We start from the raw sequence: 18,262 nt of genomic DNA on the forward strand, positions 1-18,262 counted from the left end.
GATGGTTGACGCTATGGTGTCCGGCGGCTACCTCCGGGGCGTAAAGCTCGGGGTAGACGTCGGCACCGTCCGCGTGGGGGTGGCCGTGTGCGACCCTGACGGCATCCTCGCCACCCCGCTCCGGACGCTCAAGCGCGACTCCAAGAATGCCTCGGACGTCAAGATCCTGGTCCGGGAGGCGCTGGAGCGGGACGTCGTCGAAATTTTTGTCGGCCTGCCCCGCACCATGAAGGGGGAAGAGCACGCCTCCGCGACAATGGCTTCCGACTATGCAAAGCTACTGGTCAGTACCCTGCGGGCGGCCGACGCCGACATTCCCGTCTGGCTGGTTGACGAGCGACTGAGCACCGTTTCAGCGCACCGGGACCTGCACCAAGCTGGCATGAGCAGCCGCGACCACCGTAAAGTGGTTGATCAGGTTGCGGCCGCAGGGATACTGCAACACGCAATCGATATGCAAAAGGCCAGGGGGACGGAAGTGGGTCGCCGCGTCAGCGCGGACCCGCAGCCGGGGCCGACCGGTGGCGGCGCTCAGGCCGCCCCGGACTTAGACGCGCATTCTGCACAACGCATTCTGCCCGAAATGGAAGGCTACAGTGAGCCCGGTCAACAATGACGAGTCCTCTGGTTTTGCCACTGGCGGCGCAGACCGCCCGCTGACGCGCAAGGAAATCCGGGCCCAGGAGAAGTTCCTGGCCACCCAGAACCACGAAGTCGTCCCGCCGCAGGCCTATGTCACGGGCCAGGAGGAGCAGGGCGCCCCCGAAGCGCCGTCCCGCCAGGAGTCCGTGCACGAACCGGTCCAGGAACCCGTGCACCAGGAACCCGCGTACGCCGAGCCCGTGCAGGAGGAACCGGTCCACGCAGAGCCCGTGCACCGGGAGCCGGTCCACGAAGCACCGGTCCACGACACGCACACCGACCAGGTGCCCGTGCCCGAACCGGCCCAGCAGCCCGTCCATGTCGAGCCTGTGCCCGCCGAAGAGGCGCACCACGACGCCGGCTACGCGGCTCCCGCGTTCGCAGAGGCCGCCCACGACGAGCCGGCCCACGAGCTGCACGAAGACGCGGCCCACGAGCCCGTCCACGAATACGCCGGCGGCCTCTCCCGCGAGGAAACCCTCCGCCGCGCCGACGCCCTGCAGTACGGCCACGCCGCCGAGAGCGGCGCCTACTACGACGATCACCACGAGGACGCGGCCTACGCCGAACACCCCCTCGAAGACCACCACGACGAAGAGGAGCACGGCCGCGACCTGATCGGCGCCGCGGGCATCCCCGTCGCCAAGGGCCCGTCCAAGAAGGTCCGGCGCCGCCGGCGCTTCCTGGCCCTGGTCCTGACCCTCGCCGTCTTCGTCGTCGCCATCGTCGTCGGCGCCCAGTTCATCAAGCCGCTGCTCGGCGGCAACACCGTTGCGGACTACCCGGGCCCCGGCACCGGCGAGGTCACCATCACCGTGCCCGCCGGCGCAGGCCCCAAGTCCGTGGCCGCGGACCTACAGGCCAAGCAGGTCATCGCCAACCCGGACAACTTCGTCAAGGCCTTCGTGGCTGCCGGCGGAGCCCTCACCCCGGGCACCTTCAGCATGCGCAAGGAAATGAACAACACCGATGCCGTCAACATCCTGCTGAACAAGGGCAGCGGCAAGGTCATGTACTTCGCCCTCAGCGCCGGCATGCGCATCAACGAATCCCTGCAGGCCATCTCCGAAGGCACCGGCGTGCCGGTCCCCGAACTCAAGGCACTCAGCGACTCCCCGGCACAGTTCGGCGTTCCCGCGAAGGCCAAGAATCTTGAGGGCTTCCTGTTCCCCGGCGAATACCGCTTCCCGCTGGGCACCTCCGCAAAGGACGTCCTGACGAAACTGGTGGGCAGCACCCTGGACGAGCTGAAGGCCCAGGGCATCACCGACCCGGCCAAGCAGTACGACGTCCTGACCGTCGCCAGCATCGTCCAGGCCGAGGGCGGCCAGGCCGAGTACGGTGACGTCGCCGGCGCCATCTATAACCGCCTCAAGCCGAACAACACGGAGACCGGCGGACTGATCCAGTCCGACGCCACCGTCACCTACGGCCTGGGCATCCGCAGCTTCCACATCGATGAGGCGCAGAAGGCGGACAAGTCCAACCCGTACAACACCTACGCCAACCAGGGCCTGCCCGCCGGTCCGATCGGCTCGCCGGGCAAGACTGCCATCGACGCCGCCGCCAAGCCGAAGACGAACGACTACCTCTACTGGGTGACGGTCAACCTGGACACCAAGGAGACCCTGTTCGCCAAGACGCTGGCGGAGCACAACGTCAACGTGGCCAAGTACAACGCCTGGTGCAGCGCCAACCCGAACCGTTGCGTGTGACCGGACGGGCGGCCGTCCTCGGCCACCCCATCGGGCATTCGAAGTCCCCGGCCCTGCACCGGGCCGCCTACGCGGCGCTCGGCGTGGACATCGGCTACGAGGCGATCGACGTCACCGTCGACGCCCTGCCCGGGTTCCTGTCGACTGTCCGCGCTGAGGACAGTTGGCGGGGGCTCTCGGTGACGATGCCGCTGAAGGCCGCCATAGCCGCGGCCGTGGACGAGGTCCGCGGCGTGGGGGAGGCCCTCGGTGTGGTCAACACCGTGGCGTTCGAGCCCGGGCCCGCAGGTCCACGACTCGTCGGGTACAACACCGACGTCGCCGGAATCGTCAACGCCCTCCGCTACGCCGGCGCCCCTGATGCGCCGTCCGCCGCCGTGCTGGGCGGGGGCGGGACCGCCGCGGCCGCCGTCGCCGCCCTCCGCGACCTCGGCACCTCCTCCGCCACGGTTTTCGTCCGCGACGCGGTCCGGGCCGCCGACGTGCGCGCCGCCGCCGCCGCCGTCGGCATCGACCTGCAGTTCCGGCCACTGACGGCGGCCGCCCGTGAACTCCCCGGCTACGACGTCGTCGTCTCCACCCTGCCGCCTCGCGCCGCGGACGGAACCGGAGCGGACCTCGCCGCCGCCGGCGCCGCGACGCCTGGCATCCTGCTCGATGCCGCGTACGACCCGTGGCCCAGCCGGATCGCCGCGGCGTGGACCGCGGGCGGCGGAACCGTGGTCCCCGGCCTGGAAATGCTGCTCTACCAGGCGATCGAACAGGTCCGGCTTTTCGCAGCCGTCGACGGGCCGATGCCCGCCGAAGTCATAGATGTGATGTGTGACGCAGTAGGGGCACCTCGACGGGTGTTCTAAGTGCCGCACATGGCAGGATGGAAGCTATGTTGCGTTGGTTGACCGCCGGTGAATCCCATGGCCCGGCACTGGTCGGAATTATTGAAGGCGTCCCCGCCGGCGTCGAACTCAGCAGTCCCCGGATCGTCGAGGCCCTTGCCCGGCGCCGGCTCGGCTACGGCCGCGGCGCCCGAATGAAGTTCGAACAGGACGAGGTCAGCATCCTTGGCGGTGTCCGCCACGGCCTGACCCAGGGCGGCCCCATCGCCATCCAGGTGGGCAACACCGAATGGCCCAAGTGGGAACAGATCATGTCCGCGGACCCGGTGGACCCGGAGACCCTCGCGGACCAGGCCCGCAACGCCCCGCTGACCCGGCCCCGCCCCGGCCACGCCGACTTCACCGGGATGCAGAAGTACGGCTTCGACGAGGCCCGCCCCGTCCTGGAGCGCGCCAGCGCCCGCGAGACCGCCACCCGCGTGGCCCTCGGCTCGGTGGCCGCCGCCTACCTCTCCCAGCTCGGCATCGAGCTGGTCTCCCACACCGTCTCCATCGCCACCGTCTCCGTCCCTGAGGGCAAGCCCCTGCCGGTTCCCTCGGACGTGCTGGCCCTCGACTCGGATCCGTTGCGCTGCTTCGACCGCGAAACCTCCGACGCCATGGTCGCCGAGGTCGACGCCGCCCACAAGGAGGGCGAAACCCTCGGCGGCGTCGTCGAGGTCCTCGCCTACGGCCTGCCGCCGGGACTCGGCAGCTACGTCCACTGGGACCGCCGGCTGGACTCCCGCCTCGCCGCCGCCCTGATGGGCATCCAGGCGATCAAGGGCGTCGAGGTCGGCGACGGCTTCCTCACCGCCTCGCGGCGCGGCTCGGCCGCCCACGACGAGATCGTCAAGGACTCCGAGGGCCGGATCATCCGCACCTCCAACCGCGCCGGCGGGATCGAGGGCGGCATGAGCATCGGCGACGTGCTGCGCGTGCGCGCCGCCATGAAGCCGATCGCCACCGTGCCCCGGGCCCTCAAGACGGTCGACGTCGCCACGGGCGAGGCCGCCAAGGCCCACCACCAGCGCTCGGACGTCTGTGCGGTCCCGGCCGCCGGCGTCGTCGCCGAGGCCATGGTGGCACTGGTCCTGGCCGAGGCCGTGGCCGAAAAGTTCGGCGGTGACTCGGTTGCCGAGACCGCCCGCAACCTCAAGGGCTACCTGGACAACATCCCGGCGTCCCTGGACTCGATCGGCCACTAGTGCCTGCCAGTGAAACGCCGCGCCGGCAGGCCGGCAGCCGGGCCCCGATCGTCCTGATCGGGCCGATGGCCGTCGGCAAGTCCGCGATCGGCCAGCAGCTGGCCCAGTACCTTGGCGCCCGGTTCATCGACACCGACGCCGAGGTGGTCAGCCAGCACGGCGCCATCGCGGACATCTTCGCCAGCCGCGGCGAGTGCGCCTTCCGCGAGATGGAGGCCCGGGCCGTGTCCCGCGCCGTGGAAGACGCCGCCGAATCGCCGACCGTCATTTCCCTCGGCGGCGGCGCCGTGCTGGACTCGGGCACCCAGCAGCTGCTCGCCGGCTGCACCGTGGTCTATCTCGAATGCGACGCCGGCACCGTGGCGGACCGGATCGCCCGGAACTCCGGCCGGCCGCTGTTGGCAGGGGACGCCATGGATCGGTGGCGGGCCCTCTTCGCCACCCGCCAACCGGTCTATGAACGACTCGCCGACATCGTCCTCGACGTCCGCCACGGCAGCGTCGCGGACTTGGCACACCGACTTGAAGATGCGCTCCGGCGCCCCGCCGGCACCGCCGCGGCGGCCCCGGCGGCAACAAAGAAAGTGGAACTGTGAGCAACGAATCAACCACCATCCCCGTCAGCGGCCAGTCGGCGTCGGAGAACTACGACGTCGTCGTCGGCCGCGGCCTGCTCGCCGGCCTCCCGGCGCTGCTGGGGGAGCGGGTCAAGCGCGTCCTGGTCATCCACCCGCGCGCCCTGCGGCTCACCGGCGACGCCGTCCGCGAGGAACTCGGCACCGCCGGCTTCACCGCCCTGACCGCGGAAATCCCCGACGCCGAAGAAGGCAAGCACATCGAGGTCGCCTCCTTCTGCTGGCAGGTGCTCGGCCAGAACGACTTCACCCGCTCGGACGCGATTGTCGCCGTCGGCGGGGGAGCGGTGACCGACCTCGCGGGCTTCGTCGCCGCCACGTGGCTGCGCGGCATCAAGGTGGTTCACATGCCCACCAGCCTGCTCGGCATGGTGGACGCCGCCGTCGGCGGCAAGACCGGGATCAACACCGCCGAGGGCAAGAACCTGGTGGGCGCGTTCCACCCGCCCGCCGGCGTCCTGGCCGACCTGGACACCCTGGACACGCTGCCGAAGAACGAGATCATCTCCGGTCTCGCCGAGGTGATCAAGTGCGGCTTCATCGCCGACCCGGCCATCCTCGACCTGATCGAGAAGGACCCCGAGGCCGCCACCGATCCGCGCTCGGAGGTCCTGCGGGAACTGATCGAACGCGCCATCACGGTCAAGGCCCGCGTGGTCTCCGAGGACCTCAAGGAAACCGGACAGCGCGAAATCCTGAACTACGGCCACACCCTGGGCCACGCGATCGAACTCGCCGAGCGCTACTCCTGGCGGCACGGCGCCGCCGTGTCCGTGGGCATGATGTTCGCCGCGGAACTGGCCCGCAGCGTAGGCCGGCTCAGCGACGCCGACTTCGACCGGCACCGGAGCATCCTGGAAAGCCTCGGCCTGCCCACCACCTACCGACGCGACCGCTGGCAGGCGCTGCTCGACGGGATGCGCCGGGACAAGAAGTCCCGCGGCGACCTGCTGCGCTTCGTGGTGCTCGACGGCGTCGGACGCCCGGGGATCCTCGATGTCCCGGACACCTCGCTGCTTTTCGCCGCCTACCAGGAGATTGCCTCCTGATGATCAGCGACAACGGCGGCACCAGCGAGTGGCCGGACGCCGGGTTCCCCGGCATCCGGATCAACCCGCGCACGCTCATGCCGGAACTGGTCAACGAGGAGGCCTGCGCCGACGCCCTCGCCGCGTCGCAGGACCCAACCGACCTGATTTTCGTCCGGCTCGTCGAGGGCCACCCCGGGGAGGCGGCCGAGCTGCTCGCCGAGGCCCGGTACAAGGACCCCGATTCCTTCCGGCTCCGGATGTTCGAGGCGGAGGTGCTGCGCGTCTCGCACCGCTCCGACCGCGCCGTCGAACTCTACCGGCAGCTGCTGGCCGAGGCGCAAGGCACCCCCGAGGAGGCCTCCGTCCGGCAGCACCTGGGCCGCTCCTACTTCGCGGCCGGCAACACCGCTGCGGCCGTCGAGTCCTTCGCCAAGGCCCTGGACCTCCGGGTGGCCGGCGCCGCCGACGCGGCCCTGATCTACTCCTCAACCGTGGCCCTGCAGCGCGCCCGGGACGTGCTGGACCTGGCCTCCTGAGGGACCCCGTCCGGCACTGCATCCGTAAAGCCGGTAGAATGGATCTTGGATTTTTGAAAAACACGCGCGGAGCCGCCCATTGGGCGCGCCCGCATGGCATACACGGCTGGCGGCTTAGACCGGCCATTGACGAAACCTGAGGATACTGTGGCAACGACCAACGACATCAAGAACGGAACCGTGCTGAAGCTGGAAGGCCAGCTCTGGAACATCATCGAATTCCAGCACGTCAAGCCCGGCAAGGGCGGCGCCTTCGTCCGCACCAAGATGCGTAACGTCATGTCCGGCAAGGTTGTCGACAAGACCTTCAACGCCGGCCTCAAGATCGAGACCGCCACCGTGGACCGCCGCGACTACCAGTACCTGTACCAGGACGGCGCCGACTTCGTCTTCATGGACACGTCGGACTTCGACCAGCTGACCGTGCCGGCCGCCACCGTCGGCGACGCCACCAACTTCATGCTCGAGAACCAGATGGTCAACATCGCCATCCACGAGGGCAACCCGCTCTACATCGAACTGCCGCCGAGCGTCGTGCTGGAAATCACCTACACCGAGCCGGGCCTGCAGGGCGACCGCTCCTCCGCCGGCACCAAGCCCGCCACCCTGGAAACCGGCTATGAGATCCAGGTGCCGCTGTTCGTCGAGAACAACACCAAAGTTAAGGTCGACACCCGCGACGGCAGCTACCTTGGCCGGGTCAACGACTAGTGAGCGCCCGCGGTAAGGCCCGCAGCAGGGCCCTGGATGTTCTTTTCGAGGCGGAACAGCGTTCCGTCTCCGCATTCGATGTGCTGCGCTCCCGTCGTGAACAGACGGATCAGGTCATCAACCCCTACACCCTGGAGATCGTCGAGGGCGTGGTCTCACACCAGGCCGCCATCGACGAGTTCCTGGAAACCTACTCGCAGGGCTGGTCGCTGGAACGGATGCCGTCCGTAGACCGCATCATCCTGCGCGTGGGCACCTGGGAACTGCTCTACAACGACGACGTCCCCGACGGCGTCGCGGTGAGCGAGGCGGTGGCGCTGGCCAAGACGCTCTCGACGGACGAGTCCCCGTCCTTCATCAACGGCCTGCTGGGCCGGCTGCAGCAGCTGAAGCCGTCGCTGCTGGCCTGATCCGGCCGGCACCCGAAGCGCCCCCATGACGGGGGACTCTGAGGCGAAAAACTCCGGGTCGGCGCCCGCCATCACGGCGGGCGCCGGCCCTTTCGCGTCTGTCCGGTGTGATGCACACCGCGTCCCGGAGGCCCGAACGGCCGGGGCCCGTGTGGTAATTTGAAAGAGCAAATGTTCCTTTTTTAATTCCGTCCCGTGAGGCGGGGAAAGGGGAGACGAGCGATGACTTCTGTTCCGGAATCACCGGTACCGGCGACGGTTCAGCTGAGCCGCGTCGTGCTCAGCCAGGCCGACATCGACCGGGCACTCACTCGTATAGCCCACGAAATTCTCGAGTCCAACAAGGGCTCCCAGGACCTGGTCCTGCTGGGTATCCCGCGCCGCGGCTATCCGCTGGCCGTCCGGCTCGCCGCGAAAATTGCCGCCGCCGATCCGTCCGTGGATCCCGCCGCCATCGTCGGCCAACTCGACGTCACCATGTTCCGTGACGATCTCTCCCACCAGCCCACGAGGCCCCCGTACCCCACGCAACTCCCGCGCACCGGCATCGACAACAAGGTCGTGGTCCTCATCGACGACGTCCTCTACTCCGGCCGCACCATCCGCGCCGCCCTCGACGCCCTCGTGGACCTGGGCCGGCCGAGGATTGTCCGCCTGGCCGTCCTGATCGACCGGGGCCACCGCGAACTGCCGATCCGCGCCGACCACGTCGGCAAGAACCTGCCGACCTCCTCCGCCGAGAAGGTCCGGGTCCGGCTCGAGGAAACCGACACCGCGGACGGCTGCCCCGTCAACGAGGTCGTCATCGAGGCAGCCGTCGAGGCCACCGCATGAGGCACCTGCTCTCCACCGGGGACCTCAGCCGCGCCGACGCGATCCGCATCCTCGACACCGCCGAGGAAATGTCCGCCGTCGGCGACCGCGAGGTCAAGAAGCTCCCCGCCCTCCGCGGCCGCACCGTGGTCAACCTCTTCTTCGAGGACTCCACCCGTACCCGCATCTCCTTCGAGGCCGCCGCCAAGCGGCTCTCCGCGGACGTGATCAACTTCGCCGCGAAGGGCTCCTCCGTTTCCAAGGGCGAATCACTCAAGGACACCGCCCAGACCCTCGCCGCGATGGGCGCGGACGCCGTCGTCATCCGGCACTGGGCCTCCGGCGCCCCGCACCGGCTCGCCGCCACCGACTGGATCGACGCCGGCGTCATCAATGCCGGCGACGGCACGCACGAACACCCCACCCAGGCCCTGCTGGACGCCTTCACCATGCGCCGGCACTGGTCGAAGCTCGCCGGCATCCCCTCAACCGGGGCGGACCTGACCGGGATGCGCGTCGCGATCGCCGGCGACGTCCTGCACTCCAGGGTGGCCCGCTCCAACGTCTGGCTGCTGCGCACCCTCGGCGCAGAGGTCACCCTCGTCGCGCCGCCCACACTGCTGCCCATCGGCGTCGAACACTGGCCCTGCACCGTCAGCTACGACCTGGACCAGACCCTCGCCGGCGGCGTCGACGCGATGATGATGCTCCGGGTCCAGGGGGAGCGGATGAACGCCTCGTTCTTCCCCACCACCCGGGAGTACTCCCGCCGCTGGGGCTTCGATGACAACCGCCTCCGCGCCCTGGACACCCTGGGCCTGAAGGACACCATCATCATGCACCCCGGCCCGATGAACCGCGGCCTGGAGATCTCCTCCGCCGCCGCCGATTCGCCGCGCTCCACCGTCCTGGCCCAGGTCCGCAACGGCGTGTCCGTCCGGATGGCCGCCCTGTACCTGCTGCTCTCCGGCGACACCCGCGAGCCAGCCCGCACCCACGCCAAGGAGAACCACTGATGGCACCGCAGCACCAGACCGGCAGCTACCTCATCCGTGGCGCCTCGATCCTCGGCGGCCCGGCCGAGGACCTGCTGATCCGCGACGGCGTCATCGCCGCCCGCGGCACCGACCTCGCCAACGACGACGGCGCCACCGTCATCGACGCGCAGGGCCTCGTCGCGCTGCCGGGCATGGTGGACATCCACACCCACCTGCGCGAACCCGGCCGCGAGGACGCCGAAACGGTCGAAACCGGCACCCGCGCCGCCGCCCTGGGCGGCTACACCGCCGTCCACGCCATGGCCAACAGCAACCCCGTCGCGGATACCGCCGGCGTCGTCGAACAGGTCTTCAGCCTGGGCCGTACCGCCGGCTGGGCCGACGTCCGCCCGGTCGGCGCCGTCACCGTCGGGCTCGCCGGGGAACAGCTCGCCGAACTCGGCGCCATGGCCGACTCCCGCGCCCGGGTCCGGGTCTTCTCCGACGACGGCATCTGCGTCAGCGACCCGGTCCTGATGCGCCGCGCCCTCGAATACGTCAAGGCCTTCGACGGCGTCGTCGCCCAGCACGCGCAGGAACCCCGGCTCACCGCCGGCGCCCAGATGAACGAGGGCGCCGTCTCCGCCGTCCTCGGCCTCGCCGGCTGGCCCGCCGTGGCTGAGGAAAGCATCATCGCCCGCGACGTCCTGTTGGCCCAGCACGTCGGCTCCCGCCTGCACGTCTGCCACGTCTCCACCGCCGGGTCGGTCGAGATCATCCGCTGGGCCAAGTCCCGCGGCATCAACGTCACCGCCGAGGTCACCCCGCACCACCTCTGGCTCACCGACGAACTGGTCCGCAGCTACGACCCCGTCTACAAGGTCAACCCGCCGCTGCGCACCGACGAGGACGTCCAGGCCCTGCGCGCCGCTCTCGCCGACGGCACCATCGACGTGGTCGGCACCGACCACGCCCCGCACCCCAGCGAGCATAAGGAGTGCGAGTGGGCGCAGGCGGCCATGGGCATGACCGGGCTGGAGACCGCCCTCTCCGTCGTCCAGCACACCATGATCGAAACCGGCCTGATGGACTGGGCCGATTTCGCCCGCGTGACCTCCACCACGCCCGCCGCGATCGGCCGGGTGGAAGACCAGGGTAGGCCGCTGGAGGCCGGGGAACCCGCGAACGTCATCCTGGTGGACGCGGCTGCGCGCTGGAGCGTTGACCCTTCTAAGATGGCAACCATGGGCCGCAACTCTCCATTCGCCGGCCGGGAACTCCCGGGCAAGGTGATGGCCACCTTCCTGCACGGCCACCCGACCGTCCTCGACGGCGCGCTGAACACCCCCTACCGCTGGGACGCCGCGGACACGGCGGGGCGCCCCTGATGGTCAAGGAACTCTCCCTGCTCCTGGTTTTGGTCCTGGTGGCCGTGGCGCTGCTGCTGATCGGGCTGGGCTGGCGCAACCGGCTCCGACGCCAGGCGGACATCCCGGCGCTGCCCGAGGCCCCCGACGCGCTTGGCCCTGCCCTGGCCGAGGCCGAGGGCCAGTACGTGGCCACCACCACCGCGGGGGACTGGCTGGACCGGATCGCCGTCCACGGGCTGGGCCTGCGCACCAACGCCGGCCTCTCCGTGCACCGCGACGGCGTCCTGTTCGACCGCGCCGGCGCGGGTCCGCTCTTCATCCCGGTGGAACGCCTCACCGGCGTCCGCCAGGAAAGCGGCATGGCCGGCAAGTTCGTGGAACAGGACGGGCTCCTGGTCCTGAGCTGGATGCTCGGGACCCGCGAGCTGGACACCGGATTCCGCAGCCGCCGCGCCGAGGACAAGACCGCCCTCCTGACCGTTCTCAATGATTTGATCTCCGCTGCCCCCCAGGCAGAAGCCGAAAGTGGAAAGTAACGACGTGACGCAACCAGTGATCGCAACAGAGCAAGACAAGTCCGAGTCCGGGACCGCCGCCGGCGTCCCCGCCGCGCCGGAGCCCGCCGTGCTTGTCCTCGAGGACGGCCGCATCTTCCGCGGCCGCAGCTACGGCGCCACCGGCACCGCCCTCGGCGAGGCCGTCTTCGCCACCGGCATGACCGGCTACCAGGAGACCATTACGGATCCCTCCTACGCCCGCCAGCTCGTGGTGCAGACCGCGCCTCACATCGGCAACACCGGCGTCAACAAGGACGACGCCGAGTCCCGCCGCATCTGGGTGGCCGGCTACGTCGTCCGCGACGCCGCCCGCCGCCCCTCCAACTGGCGCTCCGAGCGGAGCCTGGACGAGGAGCTCACCGAGCAGGGCGTCGTCGGCATCCAGGGCGTGGACACCCGCGCCATCACCCGCCACCTGCGCGAACACAAGACCATGCGCGCCGGCATCTTCTCCGGCGACGCCGCCCGCGCGACGGACAAGGAACTGGTCGACGCCGTCCTCGCCAGCGCCCCCATGGAAGGCTCCCGCCTGGCCGAGGAGGTCAGCGTCGACGAGGCTTACACGGTCGAGCCCGCCGACTGGGGCTGGGAAGGCGAGCCGCGGTTCAGCATCGCCGCGATCGACCTTGGCATCAAGCGCATGACCCCCATCCGGTTCGCCGAGCGCGGCGTCCGGGTCCACGTCTTGCCGGCCACCGCCACCCTGGAGGACGTCAAGGCCGTTAACCCCGACGGCGTCTTCATGTCCAACGGCCCCGGCGACCCCGCCACCGCCGACACCCAGGTGGGCCTGCTCCGCTCCGTGCTGGACGCCAAGCTGCCCTACTTCGGCATCTGCTTCGGCAACCAGATCCTCGGCCGTGCGCTCGGCTTCGGCACCTACAAGCTGCGCTACGGCCACCGCGGGATCAACCAGCCGGTCATGGACCGCGCCACCGGCAAGGTCGAGATCACCTCGCAGAACCACGGCTTCGCCGTCGACGCCCCGCTGGCGGGCGACACGGTGGCCCCCGAGGAGCGCTTCGGCCGCGTCCAGGTCAGCCACGTCAGCCTCAACGACGACGTCGTCGAGGGCCTGAACTGCCTCGACATCCCCGCCTTCTCGGTCCAGTACCACCCCGAGGCGGCCTCCGGCCCGCACGACGCCGCCTACCTCTTCGACCGCTTCATCGACCTGATGGAGAGCACGAAGACCGCGGCCGCGAACGCCGGCACCACGACCTCCACCGACTCCAAGACTGAGGACAAGAAGTAATGCCCAAGAGAACTGACCTGAAGAGCGTCCTGGTCATCGGTTCCGGCCCGATCGTGATCGGTCAGGCGGCCGAATTCGACTACTCCGGCACCCAGGCACTGCGCGTCCTCAAGGACGAAGGCCTGCGCGTCATCCTCGTCAACTCCAACCCGGCCACCATCATGACCGACCCGGAGTTCGCCGACGCCACCTACATCGAACCGATCACCCCCGAAGTGGTCGAGAAAATCATCGCCAAGGAACGCCCCGACGCCGTCCTGCCCACCCTGGGCGGCCAGACCGCGCTGAACACCGCGATCGCCCTGGACAAGAACGGCGTCCTGGAGAAGTACAACGTCGAACTGATCGGCGCCAACATCGCCGCGATCGAGCTCGGCGAAGACCGGGAAAAGTTCAAGGGCGTCGTGGAGCGCTGCGGCGCCGAATCGGCCCGCAGCCACATCATCCACACCATCGATGAGGCCCTCACGGCCGCCGAAGACCTGGGCTACCCGATGGTGGTCCGGCCCTCCTTCACCATGGGCGGCCTCGGCTCCGGCCTCGCCTACGACGAGGGCGACCTGCGCCGCATCGTCGGCCAGGGCCTTCAGTACAGCCCCACCACCGAGGTGCTGCTCGAAGAGAGCATCCTCGGCTGGAAGGAGTACGAGCTCGAGATGATGCGCGACAAGAACGACAACGTCGTGGTGGTCTGCTCGATCGAGAACTTCGACCCGGTGGGCGTCCACACCGGCGACTCCATCACCGTCGCCCCGGCCCTGACCCTGACCGACCGCGAGTACCAGCGGCTGCGCGACATCGCGATCGCCGTCATCCGCGAGGTCGGCGTCGACACCGGCGGCTGCAACATCCAGTTCGCCGTCGAACCCGACACCGGCCGCGTCGTCGTGATCGAGATGAACCCGCGCGTCTCCCGCTCCTCGGCCCTGGCCTCCAAGGCCACCGGCTTCGCGATCGCCAAGATCGCCACCAAGCTCTCGCTCGGCTACACCCTGGACGAGATCCCGAACGACATCACGCAGAAGACCCCGGCGTCCTTCGAGCCGACCCTGGACTACGTCGTCGTCAAGGTCCCGCGCTTCGCGTTCGAGAAGTTCCCGGCCGCGGACCCCACCCTGACCACCACCATGAAGTCCGTGGGCGAGGCCATGGCGATGGGCCGCAACTTCACCGAGGCCCTGCAGAAGGCCCTCCGCTCCCTGGAGCAGAAGGGTTCGCAGCTGGACTTCACCCCGGTCCCGGAGTGGGAGGTTGCGGAACTGGTCGAGAAGGCCAAGCGCCCCACCACCGACCGCCTGCACCAGGTCCAGCGCGCCCTGCTGGGCGGCGCCACGGTGGAGCAGCTCTTCGAGGCCACCAAGATCGACCCGTGGTACCTGGACCAGCTGCAGCTGCTCAACGAGATCTCCCTCGAGATCCGCCAGTCCACCGCCCTGACCAAGGAGATGCTGCAGCGCGCCAAGCGGCACGGCTTCTCCGACGCCCAGATCGGCGCCCTGACGCACAACCCGGAGGCCGTGGTCCGCGGCGTCCGGCAGGCCCTGGACATCCGCCCGGTGTACAAGACCGTGGACACCTGCGCCGCCGAGTTCGCCGCGTACACCCCGTACCACTACTCCTCCTACGACGAGGAAGACGAGGTGGCGCTGCACTCCAAGCCCTCCATCATCATCCTCGGCTCCGGTCCGAACCGGATCGGCCAGGGCATCGAGTTCGACTACTCCTGCGTCCACGCCTCGATGGCGCTGCGCAAGGCCGGCTACGAGACCGTCATGGTCAACTGCAACCCGGAGACTGTGTCCACCGACTACGACATCTCCACCCGGCTCTACTTCGAACCGCTGACCCTCGAGGACGTCCTCGAAGTCATCGCGGCCGAGGAACGCACCGGCGGCGTCATGGGCGTCTTCGTCCAGCTCGGCGGCCAGACCCCGCTCAAGCTCGCCCAGCAGCTCGCCGACGCCGGCGTGCCGATCCTCGGCACCTCCCCGGAGGCGATCGACCTGGCCGAGCACCGCGGCGCCTTCTCCCGCGTCCTTGACGAGGCCGGCCTGATCGCCCCGAAGAACGGCACCGCCGTGTCCTTCGAGGACGCCAAGAAGATCGCCGACGAGATCGGCTACCCGGTCCTGGTCCGCCCGTCCTACGTCCTGGGCGGCCGCGGTATGGAGATCGTCTACGACGAGGCCAACCTCTCCCGCTACATCGCCAATGCCACCGAGATCACCCCGGACCACCCGGTGCTGATCGACCGGTTCCTCGAGGACGCCGTCGAGATCGACGTCGACGCCCTCTTCGACGGCAAGGACCTGTACCTCGGCGGCATCATGGAGCACATCGAAGAGGCCGGCATCCACTCCGGCGACTCCGCCTGCGTGCTGCCCCCGATCACCCTGGGCAACAACGTGATCGACCGGGTCCGGACCGCAACCCGGGCGATCGCCGAGGGCGTGGGCGTCCGCGGCCTGATCAACATCCAGTTCGCCCTTGCCTCCGACGTGCTCTACGTGCTCGAGGCGAACCCGCGCGCGTCCCGTACCGTGCCGTTCGTCTCCAAGGCCACCGGCGTGCAGATGGCCAAGGCCGCGGCGCTGATCGGCGCCGGCGTCACCATCAACCAGCTCCGCAGCGCCTACAAGATGCTGCCGGAGTCCGGTGACGGCTCCACCCTGCCGCTGGACGCCCCCGTCGCCGTCAAGGAAGCCGTGCTGCCGTTCAGCCGGTTCCGGACCCCAGAGGGCAAGGTGGTCGACTCCCTGCTCGGCCCGGAAATGCGCTCCACCGGCGAGGTCATGGGCATCGACAAGCACTTCGACACCGCCTTCGCCAAGAGCCAGGCCGGGGCCAACAACGCCCTTCCCACCGAGGGCAAGGTGTTCGTCTCCGTCGCCAACCGGGACAAGCGCGCCGTCATCATGGCGGTCAAGCGCCTCTCCGACCTCGGCTTCGAGATTGTCTCCACCGGCGGCACCGCCGACGTGCTGCGCCGCAACGGCCTGCAGGCCACCCCGGTCCGCAAGGTCGCCGAGGGCAGCAGCGCCGAGGGTGAAGGGACCATCGCGGACCTGATCGTCGCGGGCGAGATCGACATGGTCTTCAACACCCCCTCCGGTGGCGAGGCCCGCAGCGACGGCTACGAAATCCGCGCCGCCGCGACGTCCATCGGCATCCCCTGCATCACGACCGTGGCCGAGTTCAACGCCGCGGTACAGGCGATCGAGGCGATGCGGACCTACGAATGGTCCGTCACCAGCCTGCAGGAGCACGCCGCGGCCCTCGCCGAATCGCAGGAAGCCGCCCGGACCGCGGCCCAGCATGCCTGAGCAGGGCACGGACACCACGGCCGGCCGGGAGTCCTTCGGCTCCCGGCTGGGCCGGGCCACGGCCGTGCGCGGCCCGCTCTGCGTCGGTATTGACCCGCACCCGGCGCTGCTGAGCGCCTGGGGCCTGAACGACGACGCCGCCGGCGTCGAACGCTTCTCGCTCACCGTGCTCGAGGCCGTGGGTCCGCTCGCCGCAGCGGTGAAGCCGCAGGTGGCGCTCTACGAACGGCACGGCTCCGCCGGCATGGCCGTGCTGGAACGCACCCTCGCCGAATGCACCGCCGGGGGAGTGCTCAGCATCGCCGACGCCAAACGCGGCGACATCGGCTCCACCATGGCCGCCTACGCCGACGCGTGGCTGCGGGACGGCTCGGCCCTGGCCGCCGACTCCGTCACCCTCAGCCCCTACCTGGGCTTCGAATCGCTGCGCCCGGCCCTGGACCTCGCGGCTGAGGCCGGGAGGGGAGTCTTCGTCCTGGCTCTGACCTCCAACCCGGAAGGCGCCTCCGTGCAGCATGTGGGCGGGGCGGACTCCGTGGCCCGGCGGATCGTCAACGCCGCGGCCGGAGAGAACCGGCGCTACGACGGCGCCATGGGCTCCGTGGGCCTCGTCGTCGGCGCCACCGTCGGCTCGGCCCTGACCGACCTCGGCCTGGACCTGGAGGCCGTCCGCGGCCCCATCCTGGCCCCCGGCCTGGGCGCCCAGGGAGCCACTCCCGCCGACCTCAAGCGGACCTTCGGTGCCGCCTACGGCCAGGTCCTCGGCACCTCCAGCCGGGACATCCTGGCCGCCGGTCCGGACAGCGCCGGCCTGCGGGCCGCGGCCCAGCGCACTTTGGACGGGCTGCGGTCCGCCTGACACCGGGCTGAACCGCTGCCGTGTGGGTCCCGGGGGCGGTGAGGCCGGGGTCCTCCATTGCGTTCCGACGCTGCCAAAGGGTAGGTTCGGGAACAGCTACGCAGGGAGGACCCCAGTGAGTTTGCGACCCCTCACGCCGCAGGAGCGTGCCGATGCCCTGCGCAAGGCTGCCGCCGCCCGGGTCACCCGGGCCGAGGCCAAGGAGCGGCTGAAGTCGGGCCGGCTGTCCATCACCGAACTGCTCGGCGCCGCGGAAACGGACGAGGCGGTGGCCCGCATGCGGGTGGTGGAACTGCTCGAGGCCCTGCCCGGCATCGGCCAGGTCCGTGCCGCGGCGATCATGGAGCGGCTCGGCATCGCGGCCTCCCGCCGGGTGCGGGGGCTGGGAATCCACCAACGCGCCGCGCTGGTAGATTTTATAGACGAGAAGCAGCCCCGTTCGAAATAAAGCACCGCTAAAGGAATATGTGAGCAAGAAACCCGGACTGACAGTCCTCGCCGGACCGACCGCCGTCGGCAAAGGCACCGTGTCCACCTACATCCGGGACAACTACCCCGGCGTCTGGCTCTCGGTCTCCGCCACCACCCGCGAACCGCGGCCGGGCGAGCAGGACGGCGTGCACTACTTCTTCAAGACCGCCGACGAGTTCGACGAACTGGTGGCGAAGGGCGAACTGCTGGAATGGGCCGTGGTGCACGGCCGCAACCGCTACGGCACCCTCCGCTCCACCGTCGACGCCGCCATCGCCGAGGGACGCTCCGTCCTCCTGGAGATCGACCTGCAGGGCGCGCGCCAGGTCAAGCAGGCCGTCCCGGACGCTCAGTTCGTGTTCCTGGCCCCGCCGAGCTGGGACGAAATGGTCCGCCGCCTGGTGGGCCGCGGCACGGAATCCGCGGAAGAACAGCAGCAAAGGCTGGAAACCGCTAAACTAGAACTTGCTGCTGAACCGGAGTTTGACCACACCGTGGTCAACGACGACGTTCGCCGTGCAGCTGACGAGCTTGTTTCACTCATGGGGCTGACCCCGAACCCGTAACCTCGGCCGCGGGACGTATCGGCCCGTAAGAATTTGGAGAATTCGTGTCCACGAACCTTGAAGGCATCATCAACCCGCCGATCGACGAACTGCTGAAGGCAGCCGACTCGAAGTACGGCCTGGTGATCTTCGGTGCCAAGCGTGCCCGCCAGATCAACGCCTACTACGCTCAGCTGCACGAGGGCCTTTTCGAGTACGTCGGCCCGCTGGTCGACACCAAGCTGAACGAGAAGTCGCTGTCCATCGCCCTGCGCGAGATCAACGAAGGCAAGCTCGTTTCCACGCCGATCGAGGCCGCCGCAGAGTAA

The 18,262-nt window shown here is 69.4% G+C and carries 19 protein-coding genes; all 19 read left to right on the forward strand.

Going from position 1 to position 18,262, the window contains the following annotated elements:
• Position 1: 1 nt before the first annotated feature.
• The 19 genes from ruvX to rpoZ all read left to right on the forward strand — a co-directional run bounded on the left by ruvX (position 2) and on the right by rpoZ (position 18,262).
• Entirely contained in the window at positions 2 to 616 is a 615-nt protein-coding gene (ruvX, locus tag QWJ39_RS10505; protein WP_290257738.1) for a Holliday junction resolvase RuvX, read from the forward strand.
• Entirely contained in the window at positions 597 to 2,357 is a 1,761-nt protein-coding gene (gene mltG, locus QWJ39_RS10510; protein WP_290257739.1) for an endolytic transglycosylase MltG, read from the forward strand. The genes ruvX and mltG overlap by 20 nt, the downstream gene beginning before the upstream one ends.
• Complete coding sequence (locus QWJ39_RS10515) at positions 2,354 to 3,214, forward strand: shikimate dehydrogenase (protein WP_290257740.1); 861 nt, start codon at positions 2,354 to 2,356, stop codon at positions 3,212 to 3,214. Before mltG ends, QWJ39_RS10515 begins: the two co-directional genes overlap by 4 nt.
• 26 nt (positions 3,215 to 3,240) lie before the next feature.
• Positions 3,241 to 4,440 (forward strand): chorismate synthase, encoded by a 1,200-nt coding sequence (gene aroC, locus QWJ39_RS10520; protein ID WP_290257741.1) that lies wholly within the window; start codon positions 3,241 to 3,243, stop codon positions 4,438 to 4,440.
• A gap of 65 nt (positions 4,441 to 4,505) precedes the next feature.
• Positions 4,506 to 5,036, forward strand: coding sequence for a shikimate kinase (locus QWJ39_RS10525; RefSeq protein ID WP_290257892.1), 531 nt, complete (start codon positions 4,506 to 4,508; stop codon positions 5,034 to 5,036).
• Positions 5,033 to 6,124, forward strand: a complete 1,092-nt coding sequence (gene aroB, locus QWJ39_RS10530) for a 3-dehydroquinate synthase (RefSeq protein ID WP_290257742.1) — start codon at positions 5,033 to 5,035, stop codon at positions 6,122 to 6,124. Before QWJ39_RS10525 ends, aroB begins: the two co-directional genes overlap by 4 nt.
• The gene (locus QWJ39_RS10535) at positions 6,124 to 6,642 is read left to right on the forward strand and encodes a tetratricopeptide repeat protein (protein WP_290257743.1); all 519 of its coding nucleotides are present in this window, start codon (positions 6,124 to 6,126) and stop codon (positions 6,640 to 6,642) included. Before aroB ends, QWJ39_RS10535 begins: the two co-directional genes overlap by 1 nt.
• A 147-nt stretch (positions 6,643 to 6,789) precedes the next feature.
• Positions 6,790 to 7,353 carry an elongation factor P gene (gene efp / locus QWJ39_RS10540; protein ID WP_056739180.1) on the forward strand — a complete coding sequence of 188 codons (564 nt, stop codon included), beginning with the start codon at positions 6,790 to 6,792 and terminating at the stop codon, positions 7,351 to 7,353.
• Positions 7,353 to 7,763 carry a transcription antitermination factor NusB gene (gene nusB / locus QWJ39_RS10545; protein WP_290257744.1) on the forward strand — a complete coding sequence of 137 codons (411 nt, stop codon included), beginning with the start codon at positions 7,353 to 7,355 and terminating at the stop codon, positions 7,761 to 7,763. Before efp ends, nusB begins: the two co-directional genes overlap by 1 nt.
• A gap of 222 nt (positions 7,764 to 7,985) precedes the next feature.
• Positions 7,986 to 8,597 carry a bifunctional pyr operon transcriptional regulator/uracil phosphoribosyltransferase PyrR gene (gene pyrR / locus QWJ39_RS10550; RefSeq protein WP_290257745.1) on the forward strand — a complete coding sequence of 204 codons (612 nt, stop codon included), beginning with the start codon at positions 7,986 to 7,988 and terminating at the stop codon, positions 8,595 to 8,597.
• Positions 8,594 to 9,592 (forward strand): aspartate carbamoyltransferase catalytic subunit, encoded by a 999-nt coding sequence (locus QWJ39_RS10555; protein WP_290257746.1) that lies wholly within the window; start codon positions 8,594 to 8,596, stop codon positions 9,590 to 9,592. Before pyrR ends, QWJ39_RS10555 begins: the two co-directional genes overlap by 4 nt.
• Entirely contained in the window at positions 9,592 to 10,941 is a 1,350-nt protein-coding gene (locus QWJ39_RS10560; RefSeq protein WP_290257747.1) for a dihydroorotase, read from the forward strand. Before QWJ39_RS10555 ends, QWJ39_RS10560 begins: the two co-directional genes overlap by 1 nt.
• Positions 10,941 to 11,459 carry a hypothetical protein gene (locus tag QWJ39_RS10565; protein ID WP_290257748.1) on the forward strand — a complete coding sequence of 173 codons (519 nt, stop codon included), beginning with the start codon at positions 10,941 to 10,943 and terminating at the stop codon, positions 11,457 to 11,459. Before QWJ39_RS10560 ends, QWJ39_RS10565 begins: the two co-directional genes overlap by 1 nt.
• Before the next feature lie 88 nt (positions 11,460 to 11,547).
• Positions 11,548 to 12,735, forward strand: coding sequence for a glutamine-hydrolyzing carbamoyl-phosphate synthase small subunit (gene carA, locus QWJ39_RS10570; RefSeq protein ID WP_290257893.1), 1,188 nt, complete (start codon positions 11,548 to 11,550; stop codon positions 12,733 to 12,735).
• Positions 12,735 to 16,058 carry a carbamoyl-phosphate synthase large subunit gene (gene carB, locus QWJ39_RS10575; protein ID WP_290257749.1) on the forward strand — a complete coding sequence of 1,108 codons (3,324 nt, stop codon included), beginning with the start codon at positions 12,735 to 12,737 and terminating at the stop codon, positions 16,056 to 16,058. Before carA ends, carB begins: the two co-directional genes overlap by 1 nt.
• The gene (pyrF, locus tag QWJ39_RS10580) at positions 16,051 to 16,917 is read left to right on the forward strand and encodes an orotidine-5'-phosphate decarboxylase (RefSeq protein WP_290257750.1); all 867 of its coding nucleotides are present in this window, start codon (positions 16,051 to 16,053) and stop codon (positions 16,915 to 16,917) included. The genes carB and pyrF overlap by 8 nt, the downstream gene beginning before the upstream one ends.
• Before the next feature lie 115 nt (positions 16,918 to 17,032).
• Positions 17,033 to 17,365, forward strand: coding sequence for an integration host factor, actinobacterial type (mihF, locus tag QWJ39_RS10585; protein WP_290257751.1), 333 nt, complete (start codon positions 17,033 to 17,035; stop codon positions 17,363 to 17,365).
• Positions 17,366 to 17,384: 19 nt separating this feature from the next.
• Entirely contained in the window at positions 17,385 to 17,954 is a 570-nt protein-coding gene (gene gmk, locus QWJ39_RS10590) for a guanylate kinase (protein ID WP_290257752.1), read from the forward strand.
• Between the two features lie 44 nt (positions 17,955 to 17,998).
• Complete coding sequence (gene rpoZ / locus QWJ39_RS10595) at positions 17,999 to 18,262, forward strand: DNA-directed RNA polymerase subunit omega (RefSeq protein WP_138769242.1); 264 nt, start codon at positions 17,999 to 18,001, stop codon at positions 18,260 to 18,262.

Source organism: Arthrobacter sp. YD4 (genome assembly GCF_030410515.1).
Lineage (GTDB): Bacteria > Actinomycetota > Actinomycetes > Actinomycetales > Micrococcaceae > Arthrobacter.

Coding starts and splice junctions, on each gene's coding strand:
- QWJ39_RS10535 (WP_290257743.1), top strand. CDS start 6,124: ATGATCAGCGACAACGGCGGCACCAGCGAGTGGCCGGACGCCGGGTTC.
- carB (WP_290257749.1), top strand. CDS start 12,735: ATGCCCAAGAGAACTGACCTGAAGAGCGTCCTGGTCATCGGTTCCGGC.
- QWJ39_RS10555 (WP_290257746.1), top strand. CDS start 8,594: ATGAGGCACCTGCTCTCCACCGGGGACCTCAGCCGCGCCGACGCGATC.
- ruvX (WP_290257738.1), top strand. CDS start 2: ATGGTTGACGCTATGGTGTCCGGCGGCTACCTCCGGGGCGTAAAGCTC.
- aroC (WP_290257741.1), top strand. CDS start 3,241: ATGTTGCGTTGGTTGACCGCCGGTGAATCCCATGGCCCGGCACTGGTC.
- QWJ39_RS10525 (WP_290257892.1), top strand. CDS start 4,506: ATGGCCGTCGGCAAGTCCGCGATCGGCCAGCAGCTGGCCCAGTACCTT.
- pyrR (WP_290257745.1), top strand. CDS start 7,986: ATGACTTCTGTTCCGGAATCACCGGTACCGGCGACGGTTCAGCTGAGC.
- QWJ39_RS10565 (WP_290257748.1), top strand. CDS start 10,941: ATGGTCAAGGAACTCTCCCTGCTCCTGGTTTTGGTCCTGGTGGCCGTG.
- QWJ39_RS10560 (WP_290257747.1), top strand. CDS start 9,592: ATGGCACCGCAGCACCAGACCGGCAGCTACCTCATCCGTGGCGCCTCG.
- pyrF (WP_290257750.1), top strand. CDS start 16,051: ATGCCTGAGCAGGGCACGGACACCACGGCCGGCCGGGAGTCCTTCGGC.